Source organism: Staphylococcus devriesei (assembly GCF_002902625.1).
GTDB lineage: Bacteria > Bacillota > Bacilli > Staphylococcales > Staphylococcaceae > Staphylococcus > Staphylococcus devriesei.
The window spans coordinates 1-23,651 of sequence record NZ_PPRG01000077.1 but is presented as its reverse complement, the minus strand read 5'-3'; the positions used below and the strand labels follow the sequence as shown (position 1 = coordinate 23,651).

23 protein-coding genes are annotated in these 23,651 nt (G+C 32.7%); 22 read left to right on the top strand and 1 reads right to left on the bottom strand.

Annotated elements, in window-relative coordinates:
- The first annotated feature begins 231 nt into the window (after window positions 1-231).
- The 19 genes from lepA to recO all read left to right on the top strand — a co-directional run bounded on the left by lepA (window position 232) and on the right by recO (window position 18,363).
- Entirely contained in the window at window positions 232-2,055 is a 1,824-nt protein-coding gene (gene lepA / locus CD147_RS10770) for a translation elongation factor 4 (RefSeq protein ID WP_103167472.1), read from the top strand.
- 161 nt (window positions 2,056-2,216) lie between these two features.
- Complete coding sequence (gene hemW / locus CD147_RS10765) at window positions 2,217-3,341, top strand: radical SAM family heme chaperone HemW (protein ID WP_103167471.1); 1,125 nt, start codon at window positions 2,217-2,219, stop codon at window positions 3,339-3,341.
- A 99-nt stretch (window positions 3,342-3,440) separates the two neighbouring features.
- Entirely contained in the window at window positions 3,441-4,418 is a 978-nt protein-coding gene (gene hrcA, locus CD147_RS10760) for a heat-inducible transcriptional repressor HrcA (RefSeq protein WP_103167470.1), read from the top strand.
- Between the two features lie 31 nt (window positions 4,419-4,449).
- Complete coding sequence (grpE, locus tag CD147_RS10755) at window positions 4,450-5,064, top strand: nucleotide exchange factor GrpE (RefSeq protein WP_103167469.1); 615 nt, start codon at window positions 4,450-4,452, stop codon at window positions 5,062-5,064.
- Window positions 5,065-5,118: 54 nt separating this feature from the next.
- Window positions 5,119-6,951: a molecular chaperone DnaK gene (dnaK, locus tag CD147_RS10750; protein ID WP_103167468.1), complete on the top strand. Its 1,833-nt coding sequence runs from the start codon at window positions 5,119-5,121 to the stop codon at window positions 6,949-6,951.
- Between the two features lie 156 nt (window positions 6,952-7,107).
- On the top strand, window positions 7,108-8,238 hold the full coding sequence (gene dnaJ, locus CD147_RS10745) for a molecular chaperone DnaJ (RefSeq protein ID WP_103167467.1): 1,131 nt from the start codon (window positions 7,108-7,110) through the stop codon (window positions 8,236-8,238).
- Between the two features lie 3 nt (window positions 8,239-8,241).
- Window positions 8,242-9,180, top strand: coding sequence for a 50S ribosomal protein L11 methyltransferase (prmA, locus tag CD147_RS10740; RefSeq protein WP_103167473.1), 939 nt, complete (start codon window positions 8,242-8,244; stop codon window positions 9,178-9,180).
- Window position 9,181: 1 nt separating this feature from the next.
- Window positions 9,182-9,934 carry a 16S rRNA (uracil(1498)-N(3))-methyltransferase gene (locus CD147_RS10735; RefSeq protein WP_167409747.1) on the top strand — a complete coding sequence of 251 codons (753 nt, stop codon included), beginning with the start codon at window positions 9,182-9,184 and terminating at the stop codon, window positions 9,932-9,934.
- A 5-nt stretch (window positions 9,935-9,939) separates the two neighbouring features.
- Complete coding sequence (gene mtaB, locus CD147_RS10730) at window positions 9,940-11,286, top strand: tRNA (N(6)-L-threonylcarbamoyladenosine(37)-C(2))-methylthiotransferase MtaB (protein WP_103167465.1); 1,347 nt, start codon at window positions 9,940-9,942, stop codon at window positions 11,284-11,286.
- A 133-nt stretch (window positions 11,287-11,419) separates the two neighbouring features.
- Window positions 11,420-11,596: a 30S ribosomal protein S21 gene (gene rpsU, locus CD147_RS10725; RefSeq protein ID WP_000048060.1), complete on the top strand. Its 177-nt coding sequence runs from the start codon at window positions 11,420-11,422 to the stop codon at window positions 11,594-11,596.
- Between the two features lie 221 nt (window positions 11,597-11,817).
- Window positions 11,818-12,462, top strand: a complete 645-nt coding sequence (locus tag CD147_RS10720; RefSeq protein ID WP_267919611.1) for an NfeD family protein — start codon at window positions 11,818-11,820, stop codon at window positions 12,460-12,462.
- 18 nt (window positions 12,463-12,480) lie between these two features.
- A complete protein-coding gene (gene floA, locus CD147_RS10715; RefSeq protein WP_103167463.1) occupies window positions 12,481-13,467 on the top strand; it encodes a flotillin-like protein FloA in 987 nt (328 codons plus the stop codon).
- Window positions 13,468-13,485: 18 nt separating this feature from the next.
- A complete protein-coding gene (locus tag CD147_RS10710; protein WP_103167462.1) occupies window positions 13,486-14,175 on the top strand; it encodes a hypothetical protein in 690 nt (229 codons plus the stop codon).
- A gap of 323 nt (window positions 14,176-14,498) precedes the next feature.
- Window positions 14,499-15,446, top strand: a complete 948-nt coding sequence (locus CD147_RS10705; RefSeq protein ID WP_103167461.1) for a PhoH family protein — start codon at window positions 14,499-14,501, stop codon at window positions 15,444-15,446.
- A complete protein-coding gene (gene ybeY, locus CD147_RS10700) occupies window positions 15,447-15,908 on the top strand; it encodes an rRNA maturation RNase YbeY (RefSeq protein WP_103167460.1) in 462 nt (153 codons plus the stop codon). It begins immediately after the preceding gene.
- Window positions 15,904-16,248, top strand: a complete 345-nt coding sequence (locus tag CD147_RS10695) for a diacylglycerol kinase family protein (protein ID WP_103167459.1) — start codon at window positions 15,904-15,906, stop codon at window positions 16,246-16,248. Before ybeY ends, CD147_RS10695 begins: the two co-directional genes overlap by 5 nt.
- Before the next feature lie 21 nt (window positions 16,249-16,269).
- A complete protein-coding gene (cdd, locus tag CD147_RS10690; RefSeq protein ID WP_103167458.1) occupies window positions 16,270-16,674 on the top strand; it encodes a cytidine deaminase in 405 nt (134 codons plus the stop codon).
- Window positions 16,675-17,574 carry a GTPase Era gene (gene era / locus CD147_RS10685; protein WP_103167457.1) on the top strand — a complete coding sequence of 300 codons (900 nt, stop codon included), beginning with the start codon at window positions 16,675-16,677 and terminating at the stop codon, window positions 17,572-17,574.
- A 33-nt stretch (window positions 17,575-17,607) separates the two neighbouring features.
- Window positions 17,608-18,363: a DNA repair protein RecO gene (recO, locus tag CD147_RS10680; protein WP_103167456.1), complete on the top strand. Its 756-nt coding sequence runs from the start codon at window positions 17,608-17,610 to the stop codon at window positions 18,361-18,363.
- Window positions 18,364-18,468: 105 nt separating this feature from the next.
- On the opposite strand, the gene CD147_RS10675 is transcribed toward recO, so the two are convergent.
- Window positions 18,469-19,860, bottom strand: coding sequence for a glycine--tRNA ligase (locus CD147_RS10675; protein WP_103167455.1), 1,392 nt, complete (start codon window positions 19,858-19,860; stop codon window positions 18,469-18,471).
- A 333-nt stretch (window positions 19,861-20,193) separates the two neighbouring features.
- Between CD147_RS10675 and ccpN the strand changes: the two genes are divergently transcribed.
- Genes ccpN through dnaG form a run of 3 tightly spaced genes read left to right on the top strand, consistent with a single transcriptional unit; the run spans window position 20,194 to window position 23,513 of the window.
- Window positions 20,194-20,817 carry a transcriptional regulator CcpN gene (gene ccpN / locus CD147_RS10670; RefSeq protein ID WP_103167454.1) on the top strand — a complete coding sequence of 208 codons (624 nt, stop codon included), beginning with the start codon at window positions 20,194-20,196 and terminating at the stop codon, window positions 20,815-20,817.
- Window positions 20,818-20,828: 11 nt separating this feature from the next.
- Window positions 20,829-21,644, top strand: a complete 816-nt coding sequence (locus CD147_RS10665) for a pyruvate, water dikinase regulatory protein (protein WP_103167453.1) — start codon at window positions 20,829-20,831, stop codon at window positions 21,642-21,644.
- A gap of 60 nt (window positions 21,645-21,704) precedes the next feature.
- Complete coding sequence (gene dnaG, locus CD147_RS10660) at window positions 21,705-23,513, top strand: DNA primase (protein ID WP_103167452.1); 1,809 nt, start codon at window positions 21,705-21,707, stop codon at window positions 23,511-23,513.
- Window positions 23,514-23,651 lie beyond the last annotated feature (138 nt).

The following is a 23,651-nucleotide window of genomic DNA, read 5'->3' as shown; positions in this document are numbered from 1 at the left end:
TTACTAGTGATTATTATTATTTAAATAGTATTAGCTATTGGAATGCAAAACTCAACACTTTATAATTATATTATAACAAGTTACTAAGTTCGTTAAATCACGATTAATTCGAAAGTTCCAATTTAATATATTATTACCTTTATAAGGTTTGCAATTAAGTATTAAAAACGATATTATATCAAAGATGTATACATATACGGGCTAATTTTATGAAAGCGAGAATGATAGGTTATGGATATGCAAGAACGCTATAACAGAAGAGAAAATATACGAAATTTTTCTATTATTGCTCATATTGATCATGGTAAATCAACATTAGCAGATAGAATTTTAGAAAACACCAAATCTGTTGAAACACGAGATATGCAAAATCAACTATTAGATTCAATGGATTTAGAGCGAGAACGAGGTATTACAATCAAATTAAACGCGGTACGTTTGAAATACGAGGCTAATGATGGTCAAACTTATACTTTCCATCTTATAGATACACCAGGACACGTAGACTTCTCTTATGAGGTATCAAGATCATTAGCTGCGTGTGAAGGTGCCATTCTAGTAGTTGACGCTGCTCAAGGAATTGAGGCACAAACTCTAGCAAATGTTTATTTAGCACTAGATAACGAATTAGAATTGTTACCTGTTGTAAATAAAATTGATTTACCTGCTGCTGAACCTGAAAGAGTTAAACAAGAACTTGAAGATGTCATTGGTCTAGACCAAGATGACGTGGTGTTAGCAAGTGCGAAATCTAACATAGGTATTGAAGAAATTTTAGAGAAAATAGTTGAGGTAGTTCCTCCACCAGAAGGTGATCCTAGTGCTCCACTTAAAGCATTAATCTTTGATTCTGAGTATGATCCTTATCGTGGTGTAATTTCATCAATACGAGTAATGGAAGGCGTAGTTAAAGCTGGTGATCGTATTAAAATGATGGCTACTGGCAAAGAGTTTGAGGTAAGCGAAGTGGGAATTAACACCCCTAAACAATTACCAGTAGAGGAACTTACTGTTGGTGACGTAGGTTATATCATTGCTAGTATTAAAAATGTAGATGACTCACGTGTAGGTGATACCATTACACATGCTAATAGACCAGCAGAATCGCCACTTAAGGGTTATAAGAAAATGAACCCAATGGTATATTGTGGTTTATTTCCAATTGAAAATAAAGATTATAATGATTTAAGAGAAGCTCTAGAGAAGTTACAATTAAACGATGCTTCATTAGAGTTTGAACCTGAATCTTCACAAGCATTAGGATTTGGCTTTAGAACAGGATTCTTAGGGATGCTTCACATGGAAATCATCCAAGAACGTATTGAACGTGAATTTGGAATTGAATTAATTGCTACTGCACCATCCGTTATATATCAATGTATTATGAAAGATGGCTCAGAAGTTACAGTAGATAATCCAGCCCAAATGCCTGAGCGTGATAGAATAGAAGCTATTTATGAACCATATGTCAAAGCTACTATGATGGTTCCTAACGATTATGTAGGTGCCGTTATGGAGTTATGTCAACGTAAACGTGGACAATTTATCAATATGGACTACTTAGACGATATTCGAGTTAACATCGTTTATGAAATTCCTCTATCTGAAGTAGTATTCGACTTTTTCGATCAATTAAAATCAAATACTAAAGGTTATGCTTCATTTGATTATGAATTTATTGAGAATAAAGTAAGTAACCTAGTTAAAATGGACATCTTATTAAATGGTGATACTGTAGACGCTTTAAGTTTCATCGTGCATAGAGACTTCGCCTATGAAAGAGGTAAAGCACTAGTTGAAAAACTTAAAACATTAATTCCTAGACAACAGTTCGAAGTACCTGTTCAAGCTGCTATTGGTCAAAAAATCGTAGCTAGAACTAACATTAAGTCAATGGGTAAAAATGTTTTATCTAAATGTTACGGTGGCGATATAAGTCGTAAACGTAAATTATTAGAAAAACAAAAAGCTGGTAAAGCTAAAATGAAAGCAGTTGGTAACGTAGAAATACCACAAGATGCTTTCTTAGCAGTATTAAAAATGGACGACGAATAGTTAACAAAGAGGTTGAGTCAGTTATAAATTAAGATTTTAATGCTTAATATGGTGGAAAGTATATACTATTAAACTATTTATTTTCTCCCATTGTTAAAATCTTCAATTTTATTGTCTCAGTCTCTTTTTAATTCAATTATAAAATAAGTGAAGGTGTAAATATGACGGTCAAAAGCGCATATATCCATATTCCGTTTTGCGTTAGAATATGTACTTATTGCGATTTTAATAAGTATTATATTGATAAACAGCCTGTAGACGACTATCTAACTGCGTTAATAAAAGAAATGAAGACGAGTTCTAATAGGGATTTAGACACTATGTATGTAGGAGGAGGCACGCCTACTGCACTTAATGAAGCACAACTTGAAAGATTATTAGAAGCAATCACTTCTATTTTTTCAATTAGTGGAGAATTTAGTTTTGAAGCTAACCCAGATGAATTAACTTTTAATAAAGTGAAATTACTAGAACAATACGGGGTAAATAGGATTTCGATGGGTGTACAAACCTTTAAACCTGAATTATTACGCATTCTTGGTAGAACTCATGAAACGGAAGATATATATAATGCAGTAAACAATGCTAGAAAAGCTGGCATTCAATCTATTAGCCTTGATTTAATGTATCATTTGCCTGAACAAACTTTAGAAGACTTTTCAGATAGTTTAAATAGAGCTATAAACATGGATATCGATCATATCTCAAGTTATGGGTTAATTTTAGAACCTAAAACTCAATTTTATAATATGTACCGAAAAGGTAAATTGAAATTACCTAATGAAGACTTAGGTGCTGAAATGTATCAGCATTTAATGAGGTCTCTCGAAAACACGCCTTTCAAACAATATGAAATTTCTAATTTTGCTAAAGATAATCACGAATCGTATCATAATAAAGTGTATTGGCTTAATGAAGAATATTATGGTTTTGGAGCCGGCGCAAGTGGTTATGTAAATGGAGTGAGGTATACAAACTTAAATCCAGTTCAACATTACATCAATAAAGTGAATGATGATGTAATGCCTATATTAACAAGCAATACGCCGACACTTGAGGAAAAAATGGAAGAAGAAATGTTCTTAGGGTTAAGAATGAACAAAGGCGTGAGCAGAGAAAAGTTTAATCTTAAATTTGACATATCTTTGGATAAAGTTTTTGGTCACACTATTGATAAATTAAAAAATAAAGAACTATTAAAAGAACAAGATGGATATATTTCTTTAACCGAACGTGGAAAAGTGATTGGTAATGAGGTTTTTGAAGCTTTTCTACTTAATATATAGATATTTTGAAAAAGTAGTGCTTTAACGTTGACTTACTTTGACCAATTTGATAAATTATAATTAGCACTTGAGAGGAAACAGTGCTAATGAGGTGAAAACATGATTACAGATAGACAATTAAGCATTTTAAATGCAATTGTTGAAGATTATGTTGATTTAGGACAACCAATTGGTTCTAAAACTTTGATTGACAGACATCATTTAGATGTTAGTCCAGCAACGATTAGGAATGAAATGAAATATTTAGAAGAACTAAATTTTCTAGAAAAAACGCATTCATCATCAGGTCGTTCGCCTTCAGAAGAAGGTTTTAGACTATATGTCAATCAATTGTTAAAGAATGCATCTCATCAAAAACACAATAAAGTTCAACGATTAAATCAACTCTTGATTGAGAATCACTACGATATTTCTTCAGCATTAAATTATTTTGCAAATGAATTATCAATGAAATCTCAATATGCAACGTTGGTTGTTCGTCCAGACCATAATAAAGATATTATAAATAACATCCATTTAATACGTGCAAATCAATCAATTATTATAATGGTAATCGTTTATAATTCAGGGCACGTAGAACATTTACATTTGCATTCATACATTGATTTAGGAAATGATAGGTTAATTGATATTTCTAATTTTATTAGTCAACATTATAGCGAGAATAATTTTAACTTAAAAAGTAAAATTAAAGCTTTTGTTAACTCTAATGAAGAAGAAGTATTCATTAATAATATCGTTCATATGCTTAATTCACACCTTCACAAACAAAGTAATAGCATTTTTATGGGTGGAAAGGTTAAACTAATTGATGCATTGAATGAATCAAATGTTTCGTCAATTCAACCAATTTTACAATATTTAGAGTCAGAGCGGATTACTGAACTGTTAGAAGATATTTCTTCTTCAGAAATTAATGTAAAAATTGGAAAAGAAATTGATGAAAGTCTTAGTGATATCTCAATTGTTACAAGTCAATATCACTTTGACCATTCTTTAAAAGGACAAATAGCGGTCATTGGACCAACTGCAATGCATTATCAAAATGTGATTCAATTGCTTAACCAAATTTGGTAAGTTTAATTGTAATTATATTGGAGGGTAAAAAATGACAGAAAAAGATGAATCAGTAAAAAATACTACTGAAAATACTGAAGAAAATGAATCAACTAATGAAGAAACATCATCAGTAGAAAATGCTGAACCTGCTACAGTTGAAAATGATAATTCACAAGATAGTGAGGAAATTGAAGAAACATCAGTAGATCCTAAAGATGAAGAAATTCAGCAATTACAGTTAAAAGCAAATGAAAATGAAGAAAAATATTTAAGATTGTACGCAGAATTTGAAAACTATAAGCGTAGAATTCAAAAAGAAAATGAAACAAATAAGAAATATCAGTCTCAACGCGTATTAACTGATATTTTACCTACAATTGATAATATTGAACGCGCTTTACAAATTGAAGGTAGCGACGAATCATTTAAATCATTACAAAAAGGTGTGCAAATGGTTCATGAAAGCTTATTAAGAGCACTTAAAGAAAATGGTCTTGAAGAAATTGAATCTGAAGGTCAAGAATTTGATCCTAATTATCACCAAGCTGTAGTTCAAGATGATAATCCGGATTTCAAATCTGGAGAAATTACTCAAGAACTACAAAAAGGGTATAAATTAAAAGATAGAGTTCTAAGACCATCAATGGTTAAAGTAAATCAATAAAACATTTGATGAAAATACCATTTTAACAAATAATTATATTGGAGGAATTTTATTATGAGTAAAGTAATCGGTATAGATTTAGGTACAACAAATTCATGTGTAGCTATTTTAGAAGGAGACGAACCTAAAGTAATTCAAAACCCTGAAGGTGCTAGAACTACTCCATCAGTAGTAGCATTCAAAAACGGTGAAACTCAAGTTGGTGAAGTAGCTAAACGTCAAGCTATTACTAACCCTAATACAGTTCAATCAATCAAACGTCATATGGGTACTGACTATAAAGTTGACATTGAAGGTAAATCATACACTCCTCAAGAAATTTCAGCAATGGTTTTACAAAACCTTAAAAACACTGCAGAAAGCTATTTAGGAGATAAAGTTGACAAAGCAGTTATCACAGTTCCTGCTTACTTCAACGATGCCGAACGTCAAGCAACAAAAGACGCTGGTAAAATTGCCGGTTTAGAAGTTGAACGTATTATTAATGAACCAACTGCTGCTGCATTAGCTTATGGTTTAGACAAAACTGAACAAGACCAAAAAGTATTAGTATTCGACTTAGGTGGCGGTACGTTTGACGTTTCTATCCTTGAATTAGGCGATGGCGTATTTGAAGTACTTTCAACTGCTGGTGACAACAAACTTGGCGGTGACGACTTTGACCAAGTAATTATTAATCACTTAGTATCAGAATTCAAAAAAGAAAATGGTGTAGACTTATCACAAGATAAAATGGCACTACAACGTCTTAAAGATGCTGCTGAAAAAGCTAAAAAAGACTTATCAGGTGTTTCTCAAACTCAAATTTCATTACCATTCATCTCAGCTGGCGAAAATGGTCCATTACACTTAGAAATTAGTTTAACTCGTTCTAAATTTGAAGAATTAGCTGATTCATTAATTAGAAGAACTATGGAGCCTACTCGTCAAGCACTTAAAGACGCTGGCTTATCTACTTCAGAAATCGATGAAGTAATCTTAGTAGGTGGTTCAACTCGTATCCCAGCTGTTCAAGAAGCAGTTAAAAAAGAAATTGGTAAAGATCCTCATAAAGGTGTTAACCCTGACGAAGTAGTAGCAATGGGTGCTGCTATCCAAGGTGGCGTTATCACTGGTGATGTTAAAGATGTCGTATTATTAGACGTTACACCATTATCACTTGGTATTGAAATTATGGGCGGCCGTATGAACACATTAATTGAACGTAATACAACTATCCCAACTTCAAAATCACAAGTATACTCAACTGCAGCTGATAACCAACCAGCAGTAGACATTCACGTATTACAAGGTGAACGTCCAATGGCATCAGATAACAAAACATTAGGTAGATTCCAATTAACTGATATTCCACCTGCTCCACGTGGCGTACCTCAAATTGAAGTTACATTCGATATTGATAAAAATGGTATCGTAAACGTTACAGCAAAAGATTTAGGTACTAACAAAGAACAAAATATTACAATTCAATCAAGCTCAGCTTTATCTGATGAAGAAATCGAACGTATGGTTAAAGATGCAGAAGAAAATGCTGAAGCAGATAAAAGCCGTCGTGAAGAAGTAGACTTAAGAAATGAAGCAGATAGCTTAGTATTCCAAGTTGAAAAAACTATTAAAGACTTAGGTGAAAATATTAGCGAAGATGACAAAACTAATGCTGAAAGTAAAAAAGATGCTTTAAAATCTGCACTTGAAGGTCAAGACTTAGAAGACATCAAAGCTAAAAAAGAAGAACTTGAAAAAGTAATTCAAGATTTATCAGCTAAAGTTTATCAACAAGCTCAACAACAAGCACAAGGTGCTGATGCTCAACAACAAGGCAATAATGACAGCAATGTAGAAGATGCTGAATTTAAAGAAGTAAATGACGATGAAGATAAAAAATAATCGCTAATCGTTTATAAGGTTCGCTAATTTAGTTAAACCACTATAAATGTCAGCCAAAAAGTCAAAGTCAATTGAACATTGGCTTTGACTTTTTCTTTTATATTTACAATACTTGTAAATGCTCATAAAAATACCGCTTTAAAAGGAGAGATGAAATTGGCTAAAAGAGATTATTATGAAGTCTTAGGCGTTAGCAAAGGCGCATCTAAAGAGGAAATAAAAAAAGCTTACCGTAAATTATCAAAAAAATATCATCCCGATATTAACAAAGAAGAAGGTGCCGACGAGAAGTTCAAAGAAATCTCTGAAGCATATGAAGTACTCAGTGATGACAATAAACGTGCTAATTATGATCAATTTGGTCACGAAGGCCCACAAGGTGGTTTTGGAAGCCAAGGATTTGGCGGCCAAGACTTCGGTGGCTTTGGCGGCGGATTCGAAGATATATTTAGTTCATTCTTCGGTGGATCACGCCAAAGAGACCCTAATGCGCCACGTAAGGGTGATGATTTACAATATACAATGACATTAGAATTTGAAGAAGCAGTCTTCGGAACTAAAAAAGAAATATCTATTCGTAAAGACGTCACTTGTCACACATGTAATGGTGAAGGCGCTAAACCTGGTACTAGTAAGAAAACTTGTAGTTATTGCAACGGCGCAGGCCATGTTTCAGTAGAACAAAATACTATCTTAGGCCGTGTTAGAACTGAACAAACTTGTCCTAAGTGTAATGGCTCTGGTGTAGAGTTTGAAGAGCCATGTCCAACTTGTCATGGTAAAGGTACAGAAAATAAAACAGTTAAATTAGAAGTAACGGTTCCGGAAGGTGTCGATAACGATCAACAAATTCGCTTAGCAGGCGAAGGTACACCAGGAGAAAATGGCGGACCACATGGTGACTTATATGTAGTGTTCCGCGTTAGACCTTCAGATAAATTTGAACGCGATGGCGATGATTTATATTACAATCTAAATGTTAGTTTCCCACAAGCATCATTAGGTGACGAAATTAAAGTTCCAACACTCAAAGGGCATGTCATGTTAACTATTCCTGCAGGTGCACAAACAGGTAAACAGTTCCGCTTAAAAGACAAAGGCGTAAAAAATGTTCATGGTTATGGTCACGGTGATCTATTTGTTAACATTAAAGTAGTTACACCAACTAAACTTACAGATAAGCAAAGAGAACTAATGAGAGAATTTGCAGAAATTAATGGGGAAACTTTAGAAGAACAACCTTCTAATTTCAAAGATAAAGCACGCAAATTTTTTAGAGGAGAATAAATGATGAACTGGACAGAACTTTCAATTGTAGTTAACCATGAGGTTGAACCTTTAGTAACTGATATACTAGAAGATAATGGTTCAAACGGTGTGGTTATAGAGGATTCTGACGATTTAATCAATCAACCTGCAGATAAATTTGGCGAAATTTATGAATTGAAAAAAGAGGACTATCCTGAAAAAGGCGTTAGATTAAAAGCTTATTTCAATGATTTAACTTATTCGTCTCAATTCAGAGAGAAAATTGAGAACCAAATTTCAGCTTTAGAAGGAATTGACACTGATATTGTCAACTTTTCTGAAAAGACTATCGCAGAAGTAGATTGGGCAAACGAATGGAAAAACTACTTTCATCCTTTTAGAGCATCAAAGAGATTTACAATCGTTCCTAGCTGGGAAGACTATACTAAAGAAACAGATGCAGAATTATGCATCGAGTTAGACCCTGGAATGGCATTTGGAACAGGTGACCATCCGACAACGAGTATGTGTTTAAAAGCAATAGAGCATTATGTTTCCCCTCAAAACTCAGTAATTGATGTAGGTACAGGCTCTGGGATATTGAGTATTGCTTCTCACTTAATAGGTGTTAACAGAATTAAAGCGCTCGATATAGATGAAATGGCTGTAAATGTGGCTAAAGAAAACTTTAGAAAAAATAATTGTGAAGATTCAATTGAAGCTGTGCCAGGAAATTTATTACAAGATGAAACTGAAAAATTTGACATTGTAATCGCAAATATACTAGCTCATATTATTGATGATATGATTGAAGATGCATATAATACATTGAATAGCGATGGCTATTTTATTACTTCTGGTATAATCGAAGAAAAACATGAAGAAATTCTATCTCATATGAAGCGTGTAGGATTTGAAATAGTATCAATCAATCATGACAACGGGTGGGTATGCATCGTTGGTCAGAAAGTGAGTGAATAAATTGCAAAGGTACTTTATAGATCAAAACGCTGATGAAGATCAGCGTTTTTTTATAACAAATAAGGAAGATATTCATCATATAACGAATGTTATGAGAAACTCAGTTGGTAATGAAGTTATCGTAACTTTTAAAAATAAAGAGGTTTATACGACTGAGATTACTCAAATTACACCTCAAGAAATTGAACTTAAATTAATTCAGAAATTAGATATAAATACTGAACTACCTGTGCATGTTACAATTTGTAGTGGATTAATTAAATCTGATAAATATGAATGGATGATACAAAAGGCTACAGAGATGGGGGCCTCAGAATTTATCGCTGTAGAAATGGATAGATCTGTTGCTAAATTACCACCTAACAAAACTCAAAAGAAATTAGAACGTTGGCAAAAAATCATCAAGGAGGCAGCTGAACAAAGTTATCGTTTAATCGTTCCTAATATTAAATTCGAGTCGAATTTAAATAAAATTTATGATACTATTAGTCATTATGACTATATTTTATTAGCATATGAAGATGAAGCGAAACGTGGGGAAATTAGCTTGTTCAAGGACACTTTGAGACAATTTAAGACTAACGATCGCATATTAATTATATTTGGACCAGAAGGTGGATTTTCTGAAAAAGAAATCGCATCCTTTAAAGATGTAAGTACTAATGTCGGCTTAGGTCCAAGAATTTTACGGGCAGAAACAGCACCGCTTTATGCATTGAGTGCTATAAGTTTTGAAAAAGAATTAATGGGGTGAATTTCATGTCAACAGTTGCGTTTCACACATTAGGTTGTAAAGTTAACCATTATGAAACTGAAGCAATTTGGCAATTATTTAAAGAAGCAGATTACGATAGAGTAGATTTTGAAACAAATGCAGATGTCTTTCTTATCAATACTTGTACAGTAACTAACACTGGTGATAAAAAAAGTAGACAAATTATACGTAGAGCGATTCGACAAAATCCAGATGCAGTAGTTTGTGTGACAGGATGTTACGCACAAACGTCATCTGCCGAAATTATGGAAATTCCTGGAGTAGATGTCGTTGTCGGTACACAAGATAGATATAAATTATTAGATTACATTGATCAATTCAGAGCGGAACGTCAGCCGATTAACGGTGTTGGAAATATTATGAAGAACCGTACATATGAAGAATTAGATGTTCCTTATTTCACTGACAGAACTAGAGCTTCTCTTAAGATTCAAGAAGGATGTAACAATTTTTGTACATTTTGCATAATTCCATGGGCGCGTGGATTAATGCGTTCTAGAGATCCTGAAAAAGTAGTTGAACAAGCAACTCAACTCGTACAATCAGGTTATAAAGAAATCGTTCTTACAGGTATTCATACTGGTGGATATGGCCAAGATTTAAAAAATTACAACCTAGCACAGCTATTAAGAGATTTAGAAGAAATTGATGGCTTAGAGCGTATTAGAATTTCATCAATCGAAGCTAGCCAACTTACAGATGAAGTCATCGACGTTTTAAAACAATCAAATAAAGTTGTCAGACACTTACACGTACCATTGCAATCAGGTTCTGATACAGTATTAAAACGTATGAGAAGAAAATATACTATGGACCACTTCTCTGAAAGAATAACGAAATTACATGAAGCATTACCAGACTTAGCTATCACTAGTGATGTCATTGTTGGCTTCCCAGGCGAAACAGAAGAAGAATTCCAAGAAACATTTGACTTTATTGTTAAACACAAATTCTCAGAGTTACATGTTTTCCCTTATTCATCACGTATCGGTACACCTGCAGCACGTATGGAGGACCAAATTGATGAGCATATTAAAATTGAGCGTGTGCATAAACTGATTGCGCTAAGTGATCAACTTGCTAAAGACTACGCGTCTAAATTTGAAAATGAAGTACTAGAAGTCATTCCAGAAGAAGCTGGAGAAAAAGAAGGTACATTAGTAGGTTATGCTGATAATTATATGAAAGTAGAATTTGAAGCTGATGAATCTTTAATCGGCCAAATTGTTAAGGTTAAAATACTAAAAGCTGATTATCCAATTAATATTGGAAGTGCAATTAGAGTTGTAGATCATGCAACTAACAAATCAGAACAAGGTGTACTATTATAAATTTTTAAAATTATAAAGATTTGCAATTGACCATAATAATTTCATATATTATACTAAGTAAAGCATAGTTATATAGCACTATGCGACTAATGACTTTAAAGTTTCGTTGATATTTGGAGGGAGGGAAATACAGATGTCTAAAACAGTAGTACGTAAAAATGAATCACTAGAAGATGCATTACGTAGATTTAAACGTTCAGTATCTAAAAGTGGTACTATCCAAGAAGTACGTAAACGTGAATTTTACGAAAAACCAAGTGTTAAACGTAAAAAGAAATCAGAAGCTGCACGTAAACGTAAATTCAAATAATTAATAGCTCTGTTGACTCCCTCAACAAGAATATTAATTATAAATATACTCTCGATTAGTTTAAACTAATCGGGAGTTTTTTCTTTTTTAAAGATATGATGCTAACACTATAATCTACCTATATATTAATGTATAATCGACATTGAGAGCGAGGTGAAATTGTGAACTATTTTAATGCAATACATATCATTTTAAATTCGATTTTATCTACTAATACATGGATGACCCAAATATCCGATATTATTACTAGCCCACTTATTTCCTTAATACTGACTTGTATTATCTTTTTAGGCTTTCTCTATCAATTATACTCAAAAAGAGTGAATCTTATGGGTATTATTGCAAGTCTCGCACTTCTAGTTTTATTCTTAGGTTTTCTAGTAAGTGGTGATGTTAATCTGGTATCCGTACTCTTATTTTTCGTTGGTGCGATACTGGTAATTATTGAATTATTTGTAATTGGTGCGATTATTGGAATAATAGGAATCACTTTAATTGTATTAAGCATCATTATGCTTGGTGATAATATATTATTAATGTTAATGAATGTAGTGGTTGCTACTATTCTAGCTATTATCGAATGGGTGATATTGGTGAAATTTTTCAAACGTAAAATTCCATTTCTAGATAAAGTCGTTTTAAAAGACTCAACGAATGCAGAAGCAGGTTATAGATCTCACGATGACCGTTCTCACTTGATAGGACAAATAGCTCAAACTATAACTGATCTTAGACCGGCAGGAATTATTTCTATAGATAATGAAAGAATTGATGCTGTCTCTGATGGTGCGTTCATACTTAGAAATAAACAAGTTAAAATTCTTGAAGTTGAAGGTACTAGAGTTGTAGTTAGAGAAATTGAATAATTATAAAGGAGCGATTTAATGTTTGGAATAGGTATTATCATAATTGCTGTCATTATTATTATAGCATTATTAATTTTATTCTCATTTGTACCAGTTGGACTTTGGATATCTGCAATAGCTGCTGGCGTAAAAGTAGGTATCGGTACTTTAGTGGGTATGAGATTACGTCGCGTTTCACCACGTAAAGTTATTGGTCCGTTAATCAAAGCGCATAAAGCTGGCTTGAACTTAACGACTAATCAACTAGAATCTCACTATCTAGCAGGTGGTAATGTAGACAGAGTGGTTGATGCTAACATTGCCGCTCAACGTGCAGATATCAACTTACCATTCGAACGTGCTGCTGCAATTGACTTAGCAGGCCGCGATGTTTTAGAAGCTGTTCAAATGTCAGTAAACCCTAAGGTTATTGAAACACCATTTATAACTGGGGTTGCTATGAATGGTATCGAAGTTAAGGCCAAAGCAAGAATCACTGTGCGTGCGAACATTTCACGCTTAGTTGGTGGTGCAGGTGAAGAAACAATTATCGCTCGTGTTGGTGAAGGTATTGTTTCAACTATCGGTTCAAGTGAACACCATACTCAAGTACTTGAAAATCCGGATAATATATCAAAAACAGTATTAAGTAAAGGATTAGACTCAGGTACTGCGTTTGAAATCTTATCTATTGATATTGCTGATGTAGATATTGGTAAAAATATTGGTGCAGACTTACAAACTGAACAAGCGCTTGCTGATAAAAATATTGCACAAGCTAAAGCAGAAGAACGTCGTGCGATGGCTGTAGCTTCAGAACAAGAAATGAAAGCTCGTGTCCAAGAAATGCGCGCTAAAGTAGTGGAAGCAGAATCTGAAGTTCCACTTGCAATGGCTGAAGCTTTACGTAAAGGCAATATTGGCGTTAAAGATTATTATAACTTGAAAAATATTGAAGCCGATACAGGTATGAGAAACGCAATTAATCAACGTTCAGAGCAGAATGATGATGAATCACCAGAGTAAACGATAAGGGGTGATTAAATGAATATAGGTATTATCATATTTGTAATATCTATCATTATTTCAGGAGTTAGTGCTTTACGTGATAAAAGTCATGAGCAACGTCAAAATCAACGACCAACTCAACGTAAAAACACTTCATCTGATCAAAAGCCTAAGCAACAAAAAGGTTTTTTCGAACAAATTGAAGAAGCTTTTAGTGAATTAGAGAAGGAATTTTCAGATGATGAAACGACTTCTCAAAAGAGAAAAGAAGTCCCTAAAAATAAAAAATCTGTTTATCAAGACCAAAAGCTCGAAAGGGAAATTTCAGAAGAACAAGCTTCTGAAGAATTAGAACGTTCACAAAGAACTATTCAACGTCATACCGACCGTCAGACTAGACAAACAAACTCAACTCGCGGTAGTGACCAAGAACGTCAAAAATTACAAGAAGAATTAGAATCAGAGTTAGTTGATAATCTCTATAACGTTCGAGCTGAAATTGATAGAGAAAAAGAAAAGCAGCTTACTCAAATTGAAAATAGAGCCCGTTCAATTATTAACGACAAAAACTTATCTGAACGTACTAAACGTTTTAAATTAAAACAATTACTTAATAGTAAGACAATAGAACAAGATATGACACATGAAAAGCTACAATTTGATAGAGATCCAGTCATTAATGGTGTTATATGGCAAGAAATACTGAATAAACCAAAGCAACTATAATAATATTGATGGAGCCTAGAACTTTCCTAGTGAAAGATTTCTAGGCTTTTTTAATTTAATATACAAGTTATGTTGTTTATTTAAATAACTATACAGTGACATTTACTTCTAACATATCCTATAAATCAATAAAATTTGTATACTTAAGCATTGTTTAGTAAAATTTATATGGAAGACGTTATTGTTATAACTTAATATATACTTGTTTTAGTGAGTATCATTTGCTAAATTGGATTACTCATTTTCAAAGTATTACATATGTGAATTAATAACCAATTTGCATTGAAATATATAACTTTGTATTAGTGAAAAGGAGCGCTTATATGCCTGGAATAATTCAAATAGAAGACATCAATCATTCTCAAGCTTTAATTGGAAATAATGATGAACACTTAAAAGCGATTGAGGAATCATTTGATGTTGAGATACATGCTCGTGGACAAGAAATTGCTGTTAAAGGACAAGTATTAGAGCATGTTGAGAAAGCAGAATTAGTTCTAAAAAATTTATTAAAGGTAATTGAATTAGGAAATACAGTTACTTTAAAAGATGTTGAAGCCGCAATAAAAATGGCTCAAAATGGTACAATTCAATATTTATTAGATTTATATGACGAAGAAATTACTAAGGATGCATTTGGTAAAACTATACGTGCCAAAACAATGGGTCAACGTTTATATGTGAATGCTATGAAAAGAAACGATTTAGTATTCGGTATTGGCCCAGCTGGAACAGGTAAAACATTTTTAGCTGTAGTTTATGCTGCTAAACAATTAAGAAAAGGGAATGTAAAACGTATTGTTTTAACACGACCAGCAGTAGAAGCCGGAGAATCGCTAGGCTTTTTACCAGGGGATTTAAAAGAAAAAGTAGATCCTTACTTAAGACCTTTATATGATGGTTTAAATACTGTTCTAGGCAGAGAGCAAACTGCTCGTTTCATCGAACGTGGTACTATTGAAATTGCGCCTTTAGCATATATGCGTGGTCGTACGCTTGATGATGCCTTCGTTATATTAGACGAAGCTCAGAATACAACACACGCTCAAATGAAAATGTTCTTAACAAGATTAGGCTTCGGTTCGAAAATGGTAGTTACAGGAGATCAAACTCAAATTGATTTACCTAAAGGGGTTAAGAGTGGATTGAAAGAAGCTGTTAAAAAGCTACGAGATGTAAATGGTATAACTATTATGCAATTAGACCAAAGTGACGTTGTAAGACATCCATTAGTTAGTAAAATCATTGATCGTTATGAAGGAGATATCTAAATGTTTACAATTGATTTTAATGATCACACTGAATTAGTAAAGGAAGATTGGTATCAACAAATTGATAAATTCCTAACTTTCGCTAAAGAACAAGAGGGCATTAAAGAGGATGCCGAACTTTCTGTTACGTTTGTAGATAAGGAAGAAATTCAACAAATTAACAAAATGTATAGAGATAAAGATAAAGTTACAGATGTTATTTCATTCGCTTTAGAAGAAGACGAACCTGAGATTACTGGATTGGATATGCCGAGAGTGCTTGGTGATATTATTATCTGTACTGATGTAGCTCAAGAACAAGCAGAATATTATGGCCATTCCTTCGAACGTGAACTAGGCTTCTTGTCCCTTCATGGTTTCTTACATTTGTTGGGCTATGATCATATGAATGAAGAAGATGAAAAAAGAATGTTTGGCCGTCAAGACACTATATTAAATGCATATGGGCTGACAAGAGATTAAACTTTTCAAAAGGTTTCGACATACGTTTGATGGTTTTAAAACACTTCTTCTAAAAGATCATAATTATATATTGCATATCATTATCGCAATACTCACTATTGTTTTGGGAATCATTTTCAATTTAAATAATATTGAATGGATGTTTATATTACTAGCAATATTTTTAGTGTTAACATTAGAAGCTGTGAATACTGCTATTGAATGTGTCGTAGATTTAGTAACAATGGAGTATCATGAATTGGCTAAGCAAGCTAAAGATATCGCAGCTTTTAGTGTGTTATTAGTCTCAATATTAGCATTAATTATTGGATTAATTATTTTTATACCGCATATTTTTTAGGGGAAAAGGAGATAAGGATAGATGAGTTATCAATCACAGTATTTTTTAGAAGCGAAAGAAGCACAAAAGCGTGCCTACGCGCCATATAGTAATTTTAAGGTAGGAGCGTATTTAATCACTAAAGACGGACGAACATTCTATGGGGCCAATATTGAAAACGCAGCGTACCCTTCTTGTATTTGTGCGGAAAGATCAAGTTTAGTTACTGCGATTTCAGAAGGCTATCGTCCAGGAGAATTTGAGTCTATTACAATCACTGTTAATGCTGATAAACCCTCTTCTCCTTGTGGTACGTGCAGACAAGTGTTAAAAGAATTATGTGATGATGATATGCCAGTTTATATGACAAACCATACAGGTGAATTATTAGAGTCAACAGTGGCTAAGTTATTGCCATACGGCTTTTCAGGAAAGGATTTAGAATAAATGACAGAACATAAGTCAGGATTTGTTTCAATTATAGGAAGACCAAATGTTGGGAAATCAACATTTATGAATAGAGTGATTGGTCATAAAATAGCGATTATGTCTGATAAAGCTCAAACAACGCGTAATAAAATTCAAGGCGTTATGACAAGAGAAGATGCCCAAATCATCTTTTTAGATACACCGGGTATTCATAAACCTAAGCACAAGTTAGGCGACTATATGATGCGTGTAGCGAAGAATACATTATCTGAAATTGACGCTATTATGTTTATGGTAAATGTAAATGAAGAAATTGGTCGTGGCGATGAATATATAATTGAAATGTTAAAAAACGTGAAAACTCCAGTATTTTTAGTTTTAAATAAAATTGATTTAGTACATCCAGATGCCTTAATGCCAAGAATTGAACAATATAAGGAGTATATGGATTTCACTGAAATTGTACCTATTTCAGCGTTAGAAGGTCTTAATGTAGATCATTTTATTGATGTGCTTAAAACTTATTTACCTGAAGGCCCTAAGTATTATCCAGATGACCAAATATCTGACCACCCTGAACAATTCGTTGTTAGTGAGATTATACGTGAGAAAATATTGCATTTAACAAGTGAAGAGATTCCTCACGCAATAGGTGTTAACGTAGATAGAATGGTTAAAGAAGGCGAAGACCGTGTGAGAGTAGAAGCTACAATATTTGTAGAGCGGGACTCACAAAAAGGTATTGTTATCGGTAAAGGTGGTAAAAAATTAAAAGAAGTAGGTAAAAGAGCTCGACGAGATATTGAAATGCTCTTAGGATCAAAAGTATACTTAGAATTATGGGTTAAGGTTCAAAAAGATTGGCGCAATAAAGTTAATTTTATTCGTCAAATGGGGTATATTGAAGACCAAGATTAAAATTAATTATGTGATAGAAAGCCGGTGGGATGAATGCTCGATAAGCAAAAAGGAATTATTATTAAATCAGTCGATTATGGTGAATCTGATAAAATTATTACTGTTTTAAATGAGCATGGCGCTAAAATTCCTTTAATGGTGAGACGTGCTAAAAAATCTAAAACCGGCTTACAAGCCCATACGCAACTATTTGTGTATGGCTTATTTATTTATAATAAATGGAAAGGCATGGGAACGTTAAATTCTATAGATGTAATAAATCAGTATTATGACTTGCGTTTAGATATCTTTAATAGTAGTTACGCAACTTTATGTGCAGAAGTGATTGATCGTTCAATGGAACAAGATGAAGTTTCGCCAAATCATTATCAGTTATTACATTTCTCATTGGAAAATATATCTAAAGGGGATTCTGCTCAATTAATGTCAATTATAGTACTACTTAAATGTATGAACCGTTTTGGTTTTACGGCTTTCTTTGATCACTGTGCGATTTCAGGAGATGAAGATCAATCTAAACTAGTTGCCTATAGCTTTAAATATGATGGCACAATATCTCAAGAGCAATTAATGAAAGACCCTTATGCTTTACGAATATCTAATAAAACCTTTTATTTATTAGATATCCTTCAAAAATTACCAATAACGAAAATGAATCAGTTTAATATTAGTCAGGATATTTTAGATGAAATGTCAGAGTTAATAATTTTACTTTATAAAGAATATGCTGGAATGTATTTCAAAAGTCAAAAGTTAATCAATCAACTTAAAAGATTAGGAAATGAATAATTTTATCCAATATAAACTTAAAGCTCTCTTCAATTAATTTGCAAATTGAAGAGAGCTTTTTTAATATTTTAAAATAATAGAATTAATTACAATAATTGTTGTGACCTAGAAACTAACTTTTTCAGCTAAGAATGTTTCAAGTTCAGCAATTGGCATACGGATTTGTTCCATTGAATCACGGTCACGTACAGTTACTTGATTATCTTCTAGTGAGTCAAAATCAAATGTAATACAGTAAGGTGTACCAATTTCATCTTGACGACGGTAACGTTTACCAATTGATTGAGATTCATCAAAGTCAATTGCAAATTTAGAACTTAATTGCTCGAAAATTTTAATTGCTTCTTCAGATAATTTTTTGCTTAAAGGTAATACAGCAGCTTTATATGGTGCTAACGCAGGGTGGAAGTGCATTACTGTACGTGCATCTTTACTTCCTTCAACACCTTCTTCATCGTAAGCATCACATAAGAATGCTAACGTTACACGGTCTGCACCAAGTGATGGTTCAATGCAATAAGGTACATATTTTTCATTTGTTTCAGGATCATGATATTTGAAATCTTCGCCAGAATGCTCACTATGCTTTTTCAAGTCAAAGTCAGTACGACTAGCTATACCCCAAAGTTCGCCCCAACCAAATGGGAAACGATATTCGATATCAGTAGTTGCATTTGAGTAATGAGATAATTCATCTTCATCATGATCACGTAAACGCATATTATCTTCGTTAATGTTTAAGTCTTTTAACCATTGGCTAGCAAAAGTCTTCCAGTAATTTTGCCATTTGATTTCTTCGCCAGGTTTACAGAAGAATTCTAATTCCATTTGCTCAAATTCTCTAGTTCTGAAAATGAAGTTACCTGGTGTAATTTCATTACGGAAAGATTTACCAATTTGACCTATTCCGAATGGTAATTTCTTACGCATAGAACGTTGTACGTTTTTATAGTTTACAAAAATACCTTGTGCAGTTTCAGGACGTAAGAATATTTCGTTTGTAGAGTCTTCAGTTACACCTTGGAAAGTTTTGAACATAAGATTGAATTGACGGATATCTGTCCAGTTTGCAGTACCACTTACAGGACATACAATGCCTTCATCATCAATGATACGTTTCATTTCATCAAAACTTAATCCATCTGCGATAAAGTTTTCATCGCCTTTTTCTTTTTGCATATAATCTTCAATTAATTTATCAGCACGATAACGGATTTTACTATCTTTGTTATCAATCATAGGATCATTGAAGTTACCTAAATGACCAGAGGCTTCCCAAGTTTTAGGATTCATTAAAATTGCTGCATCAATACCAACGTTAAATGGCGATTGAGTAATAAACTTTTGCCACCAAGCTTTTTTAATATTATTTTTCAATTCCACACCTAGAGGACCGTAATCCCATGTATTAGACAAGCCACCATAGATATCACTACCAGGGAATACAAACCCTCTATGTTTCGCTAATGATACAATTGTATCCATATCTTTAACCATATAATCTCTCCTTTTTAATAGAAAAACGCCCCAAGACAATAAATAAATGTAAAAACAATTATTATCATCTTGGGACGAGTTGATTTATTAAGCTATATATCAAAATATATAGTTTATAACTAATTTAACCCGCGGTTCCACCCAAATTAGTGCAGCCACTCACTTTTATAAAATTATTTAATATGCCAAAATAAGTTGTTAAGCTTACACCATCCTTAACTCGCTTATCAATAGTTTAATTCATTCATTATTTATTAGCAAGGATTTATATGTATTTGTAGGGAGATAGATAAATAGGTATAATAGATATGAATTTAAAAGGGGTGAAGACCTATAGAACTTAGTAAAAGACAACAACAAATAATTGAAATTGTTAAAACTGGCGGCCCAATAACTGGTGAACACATAGCCGAAAAATTAGAGCTTACACGTGCAACACTAAGACCCGATTTAGCTATCCTTACCATGTCTGGCTTTTTAGAAGCTAGACCTCGAGTAGGTTATTTCTACTCAGGTAAATCAAAAAATAAATTGATGAGTGATCAGTTACGTCAATATGTAGTTAAAGATTATATGTCTCCACCTGTAGTAGTTAAAGAAGACATGACGGTTTATGACGCAATATGTACGATTTTTCTAGAAGATGCTGGCACATTATTTATAATAAATGATAATAATGATTTTATCGGAGTGTGTTCTAGAAAAGACTTACTACGTGCTTCTATGATTGGAGAAGATATTCATACTATGCCCATTAGTGTAAATATGTCACGTATGCCTAATTTAACATACTTAACAGAAGATGAATTAGTGATTTATGCTGCTGATCAAATGATTGAAAAAGAAGTAGACTCAATACCTATAATTAGAAAGAAAGAAAATGATAAATTTCAAGTTATAGGTAGAATTTCAAAGACTACTATTACAAAAGTATTTGTCTCATTATTTAAAGAATAGGTGGTACATCGATGGAAAATATAAAGATAATCATTGCTTCTGATTCAATTGGTGAAACTGCTGAATTGGTAGCAAGAGCTTGTGTTTCACAGTTTAATCCTAAAGAATGTAAACATGAGTTTTTAAGATACCCATATATTGAATCATTCGAAAATATAGATGAGGTCATTCAAGTTGCACATGATAAAAATGCAATTATTGTTTACACCCTTGTTAAACCAGAAATTAAAACTTATATGCAACAAAAAATTAAAGAATATAATTTACAATCAATTGATATAATGGGTCCTTTAATGAACTTATTAAATGAGTCTTACGATGAAAATCCATATAATCAACCTGGTAGAGTACATCGTTTAGATGACGCGTATTTTAAAAAGATTGATGCAATTGAATTTGCTGTAAAATATGATGACGGCAAGGATCCAAAAGGGTTGCCAAAAGCTGATATTGTATTAATTGGGGTCTCAAGAACTTCCAAAACACCATTGTCTCAATACTTAGCACATAAAAGTTATAAGGTAATGAATGTTCCGATAGTACCTGAAGTTACTCCACCAGAGAATTTATTTGAAATTGATCCTTCTAAATGTATAGCTCTAAGAATAAGTGAAGAGAAACTAAACCGCATACGTAAACAACGTTTAAAACAATTGGGTTTAGGTGATTCTGCTAGATACGCTAATGAAGCTCGTATAAAAGAAGAAATTAGCTATTTTGAAGATATAGTTGAACGGATTGGTTGTCCTGTCATAGATGTTTCAGACAAAGCTATCGAAGAAACCGCTAATGATGTAATTCATCTTATAGAACAGCAAGTAAAATAATTTCAATTTTTACTATAGGAAGGTATAATATTATAACTAATATTTAATAGGTGATTTATTTTGCGTATCGAACAGTCAGTAATTAATGAAATTAAAGACAAGACAGATATTTTAGATTTAGTAAGTGAATACGTTAAATTAGAAAAAAGAGGACGCAATTACATAGGTTTGTGTCCTTTTCATGATGAAAAAACACCTTCTTTTACTGTTTCTGAAGATAAGCAAATTTGTCATTGCTTTGGGTGTAAAAAAGGTGGAAATGTCTTCCAATTTACGCAAGACATTAAAGACATTTCATTTGTGGAAGCTGTTAAGGAATTAGGTGAACGCGTCAATATTTCAGTCGACGTTGGTAATTCAACTGAGCAGTCAACTCAAATTGCTTCTGATGATTTAAATATGATTGAAATGCATGAATTGATTCAAGAATATTATCAATACGCCTTGATGAAGTCAGTTGAAGGTGAAGAAGCTTTAAATTACTTAACACAACGTGGTTTCACTGAATCTTTAATCAAATCACGTGGCATAGGTTATGCGCCAAATAACTCCCATTTCTGTCATGATTTTTTAAAAAATAAAGGTTATGATATTGAACTAGCTTATGAAGCAGGTTTACTTTCACGTAATGAGGAGAACTTTAGCTATTATGACCGTTTTAGAGATCGCATCATGTTTCCACTTAGAAATGCACAAGGAAGAATAGTAGGGTATTCTGGTAGAACTTATAATAACCAAGAACCAAAATATTTGAATAGTCCTGAAACGCCAATTTTTCAAAAAAGAAGACTATTATACAATCTTGATAATGCTAGAAAAGCTATTCGAAAAAACGATGAAGCTGTTTTATTAGAAGGTTTTATGGACGTAATCAAAGCAGATGATTCTGGTTTGAAATCAGTATTAGCTAGTATGGGTACGGCATTGTCAGATGAACACATCACTGTTTTAAAGAAACTAACTACAAACATTACATTAATGTTTGATGGTGATTATGCTGGTCAAGAAGCTACAATGAAAACAGGACAACATATGTTACAACAGGGATTAAATGTCTTTGTTGTACAGCTACCTAAAGATATGGACCCTGACGAATTTATTTCTAAGTATGGTAAAGATAAATTTTTAGAATTTGTTAATAATGAGAAAAAATCTTTTATCATATACAAAGTAAACCGCCATAAAGATGAAATTAAAAATAACGATTTAGCATATGAAAAATATTTAAAAGAAGTCACACATGATCTTGCAATGATGAAATCGTCTATATTGCAAAATAAAGTGATTAGAGATGTAGCTGACATTTTTAATATTGATCCTAGAACGCTCAATGGTGACGTGGCACAACAAAATGTTCCTAACGATGCATATTTCCCCGATAATTATATAGATGAGGCTAATTATTACGGTAGTTCTCAAAATTCAGTTAGCTTATTTACTAATCTATCTAAACATGAAAAGGCCGAGAGAGCGTTACTTAAACATTTCATGAATGATAAGGATTTATTTTTAAACTATCAAAAGCAATTAGAGAATGATGACTTTACAAACAATTTTTTCAAGCGTATATTTAATATTTTGCAAGAATTTTATGCTGAAAATGATCAGTATATTATTAGCGATATTATTCTATACACTGATAACGACGACCTTAGAGAAGCGCTCATTACGCTCGACAATTATGATATGAATGAAGAACCTTATGACAGTGAGATTGAAGACTATCTAGATATTATAAATGAATCAAAGTTTGATACTTCAATTGAGGAACTAAATCATAAGCTTCGTGAAGCAACGAGAATAGGAGATATTGAATTACAAAAATATTATCTACAACAAATTGTTAATAAAAATAAACAGCGAATGTAGACTTCTATGCGTGACTTACTTTCAAATTATAAAGTATTAAAGAACTTTTATTATAGTATTCCTATTTAATAACCATTATTGTATAATGGTTATTATGCGCTTTTAATGGGTAAATATGGAATATACTGTATATAAATC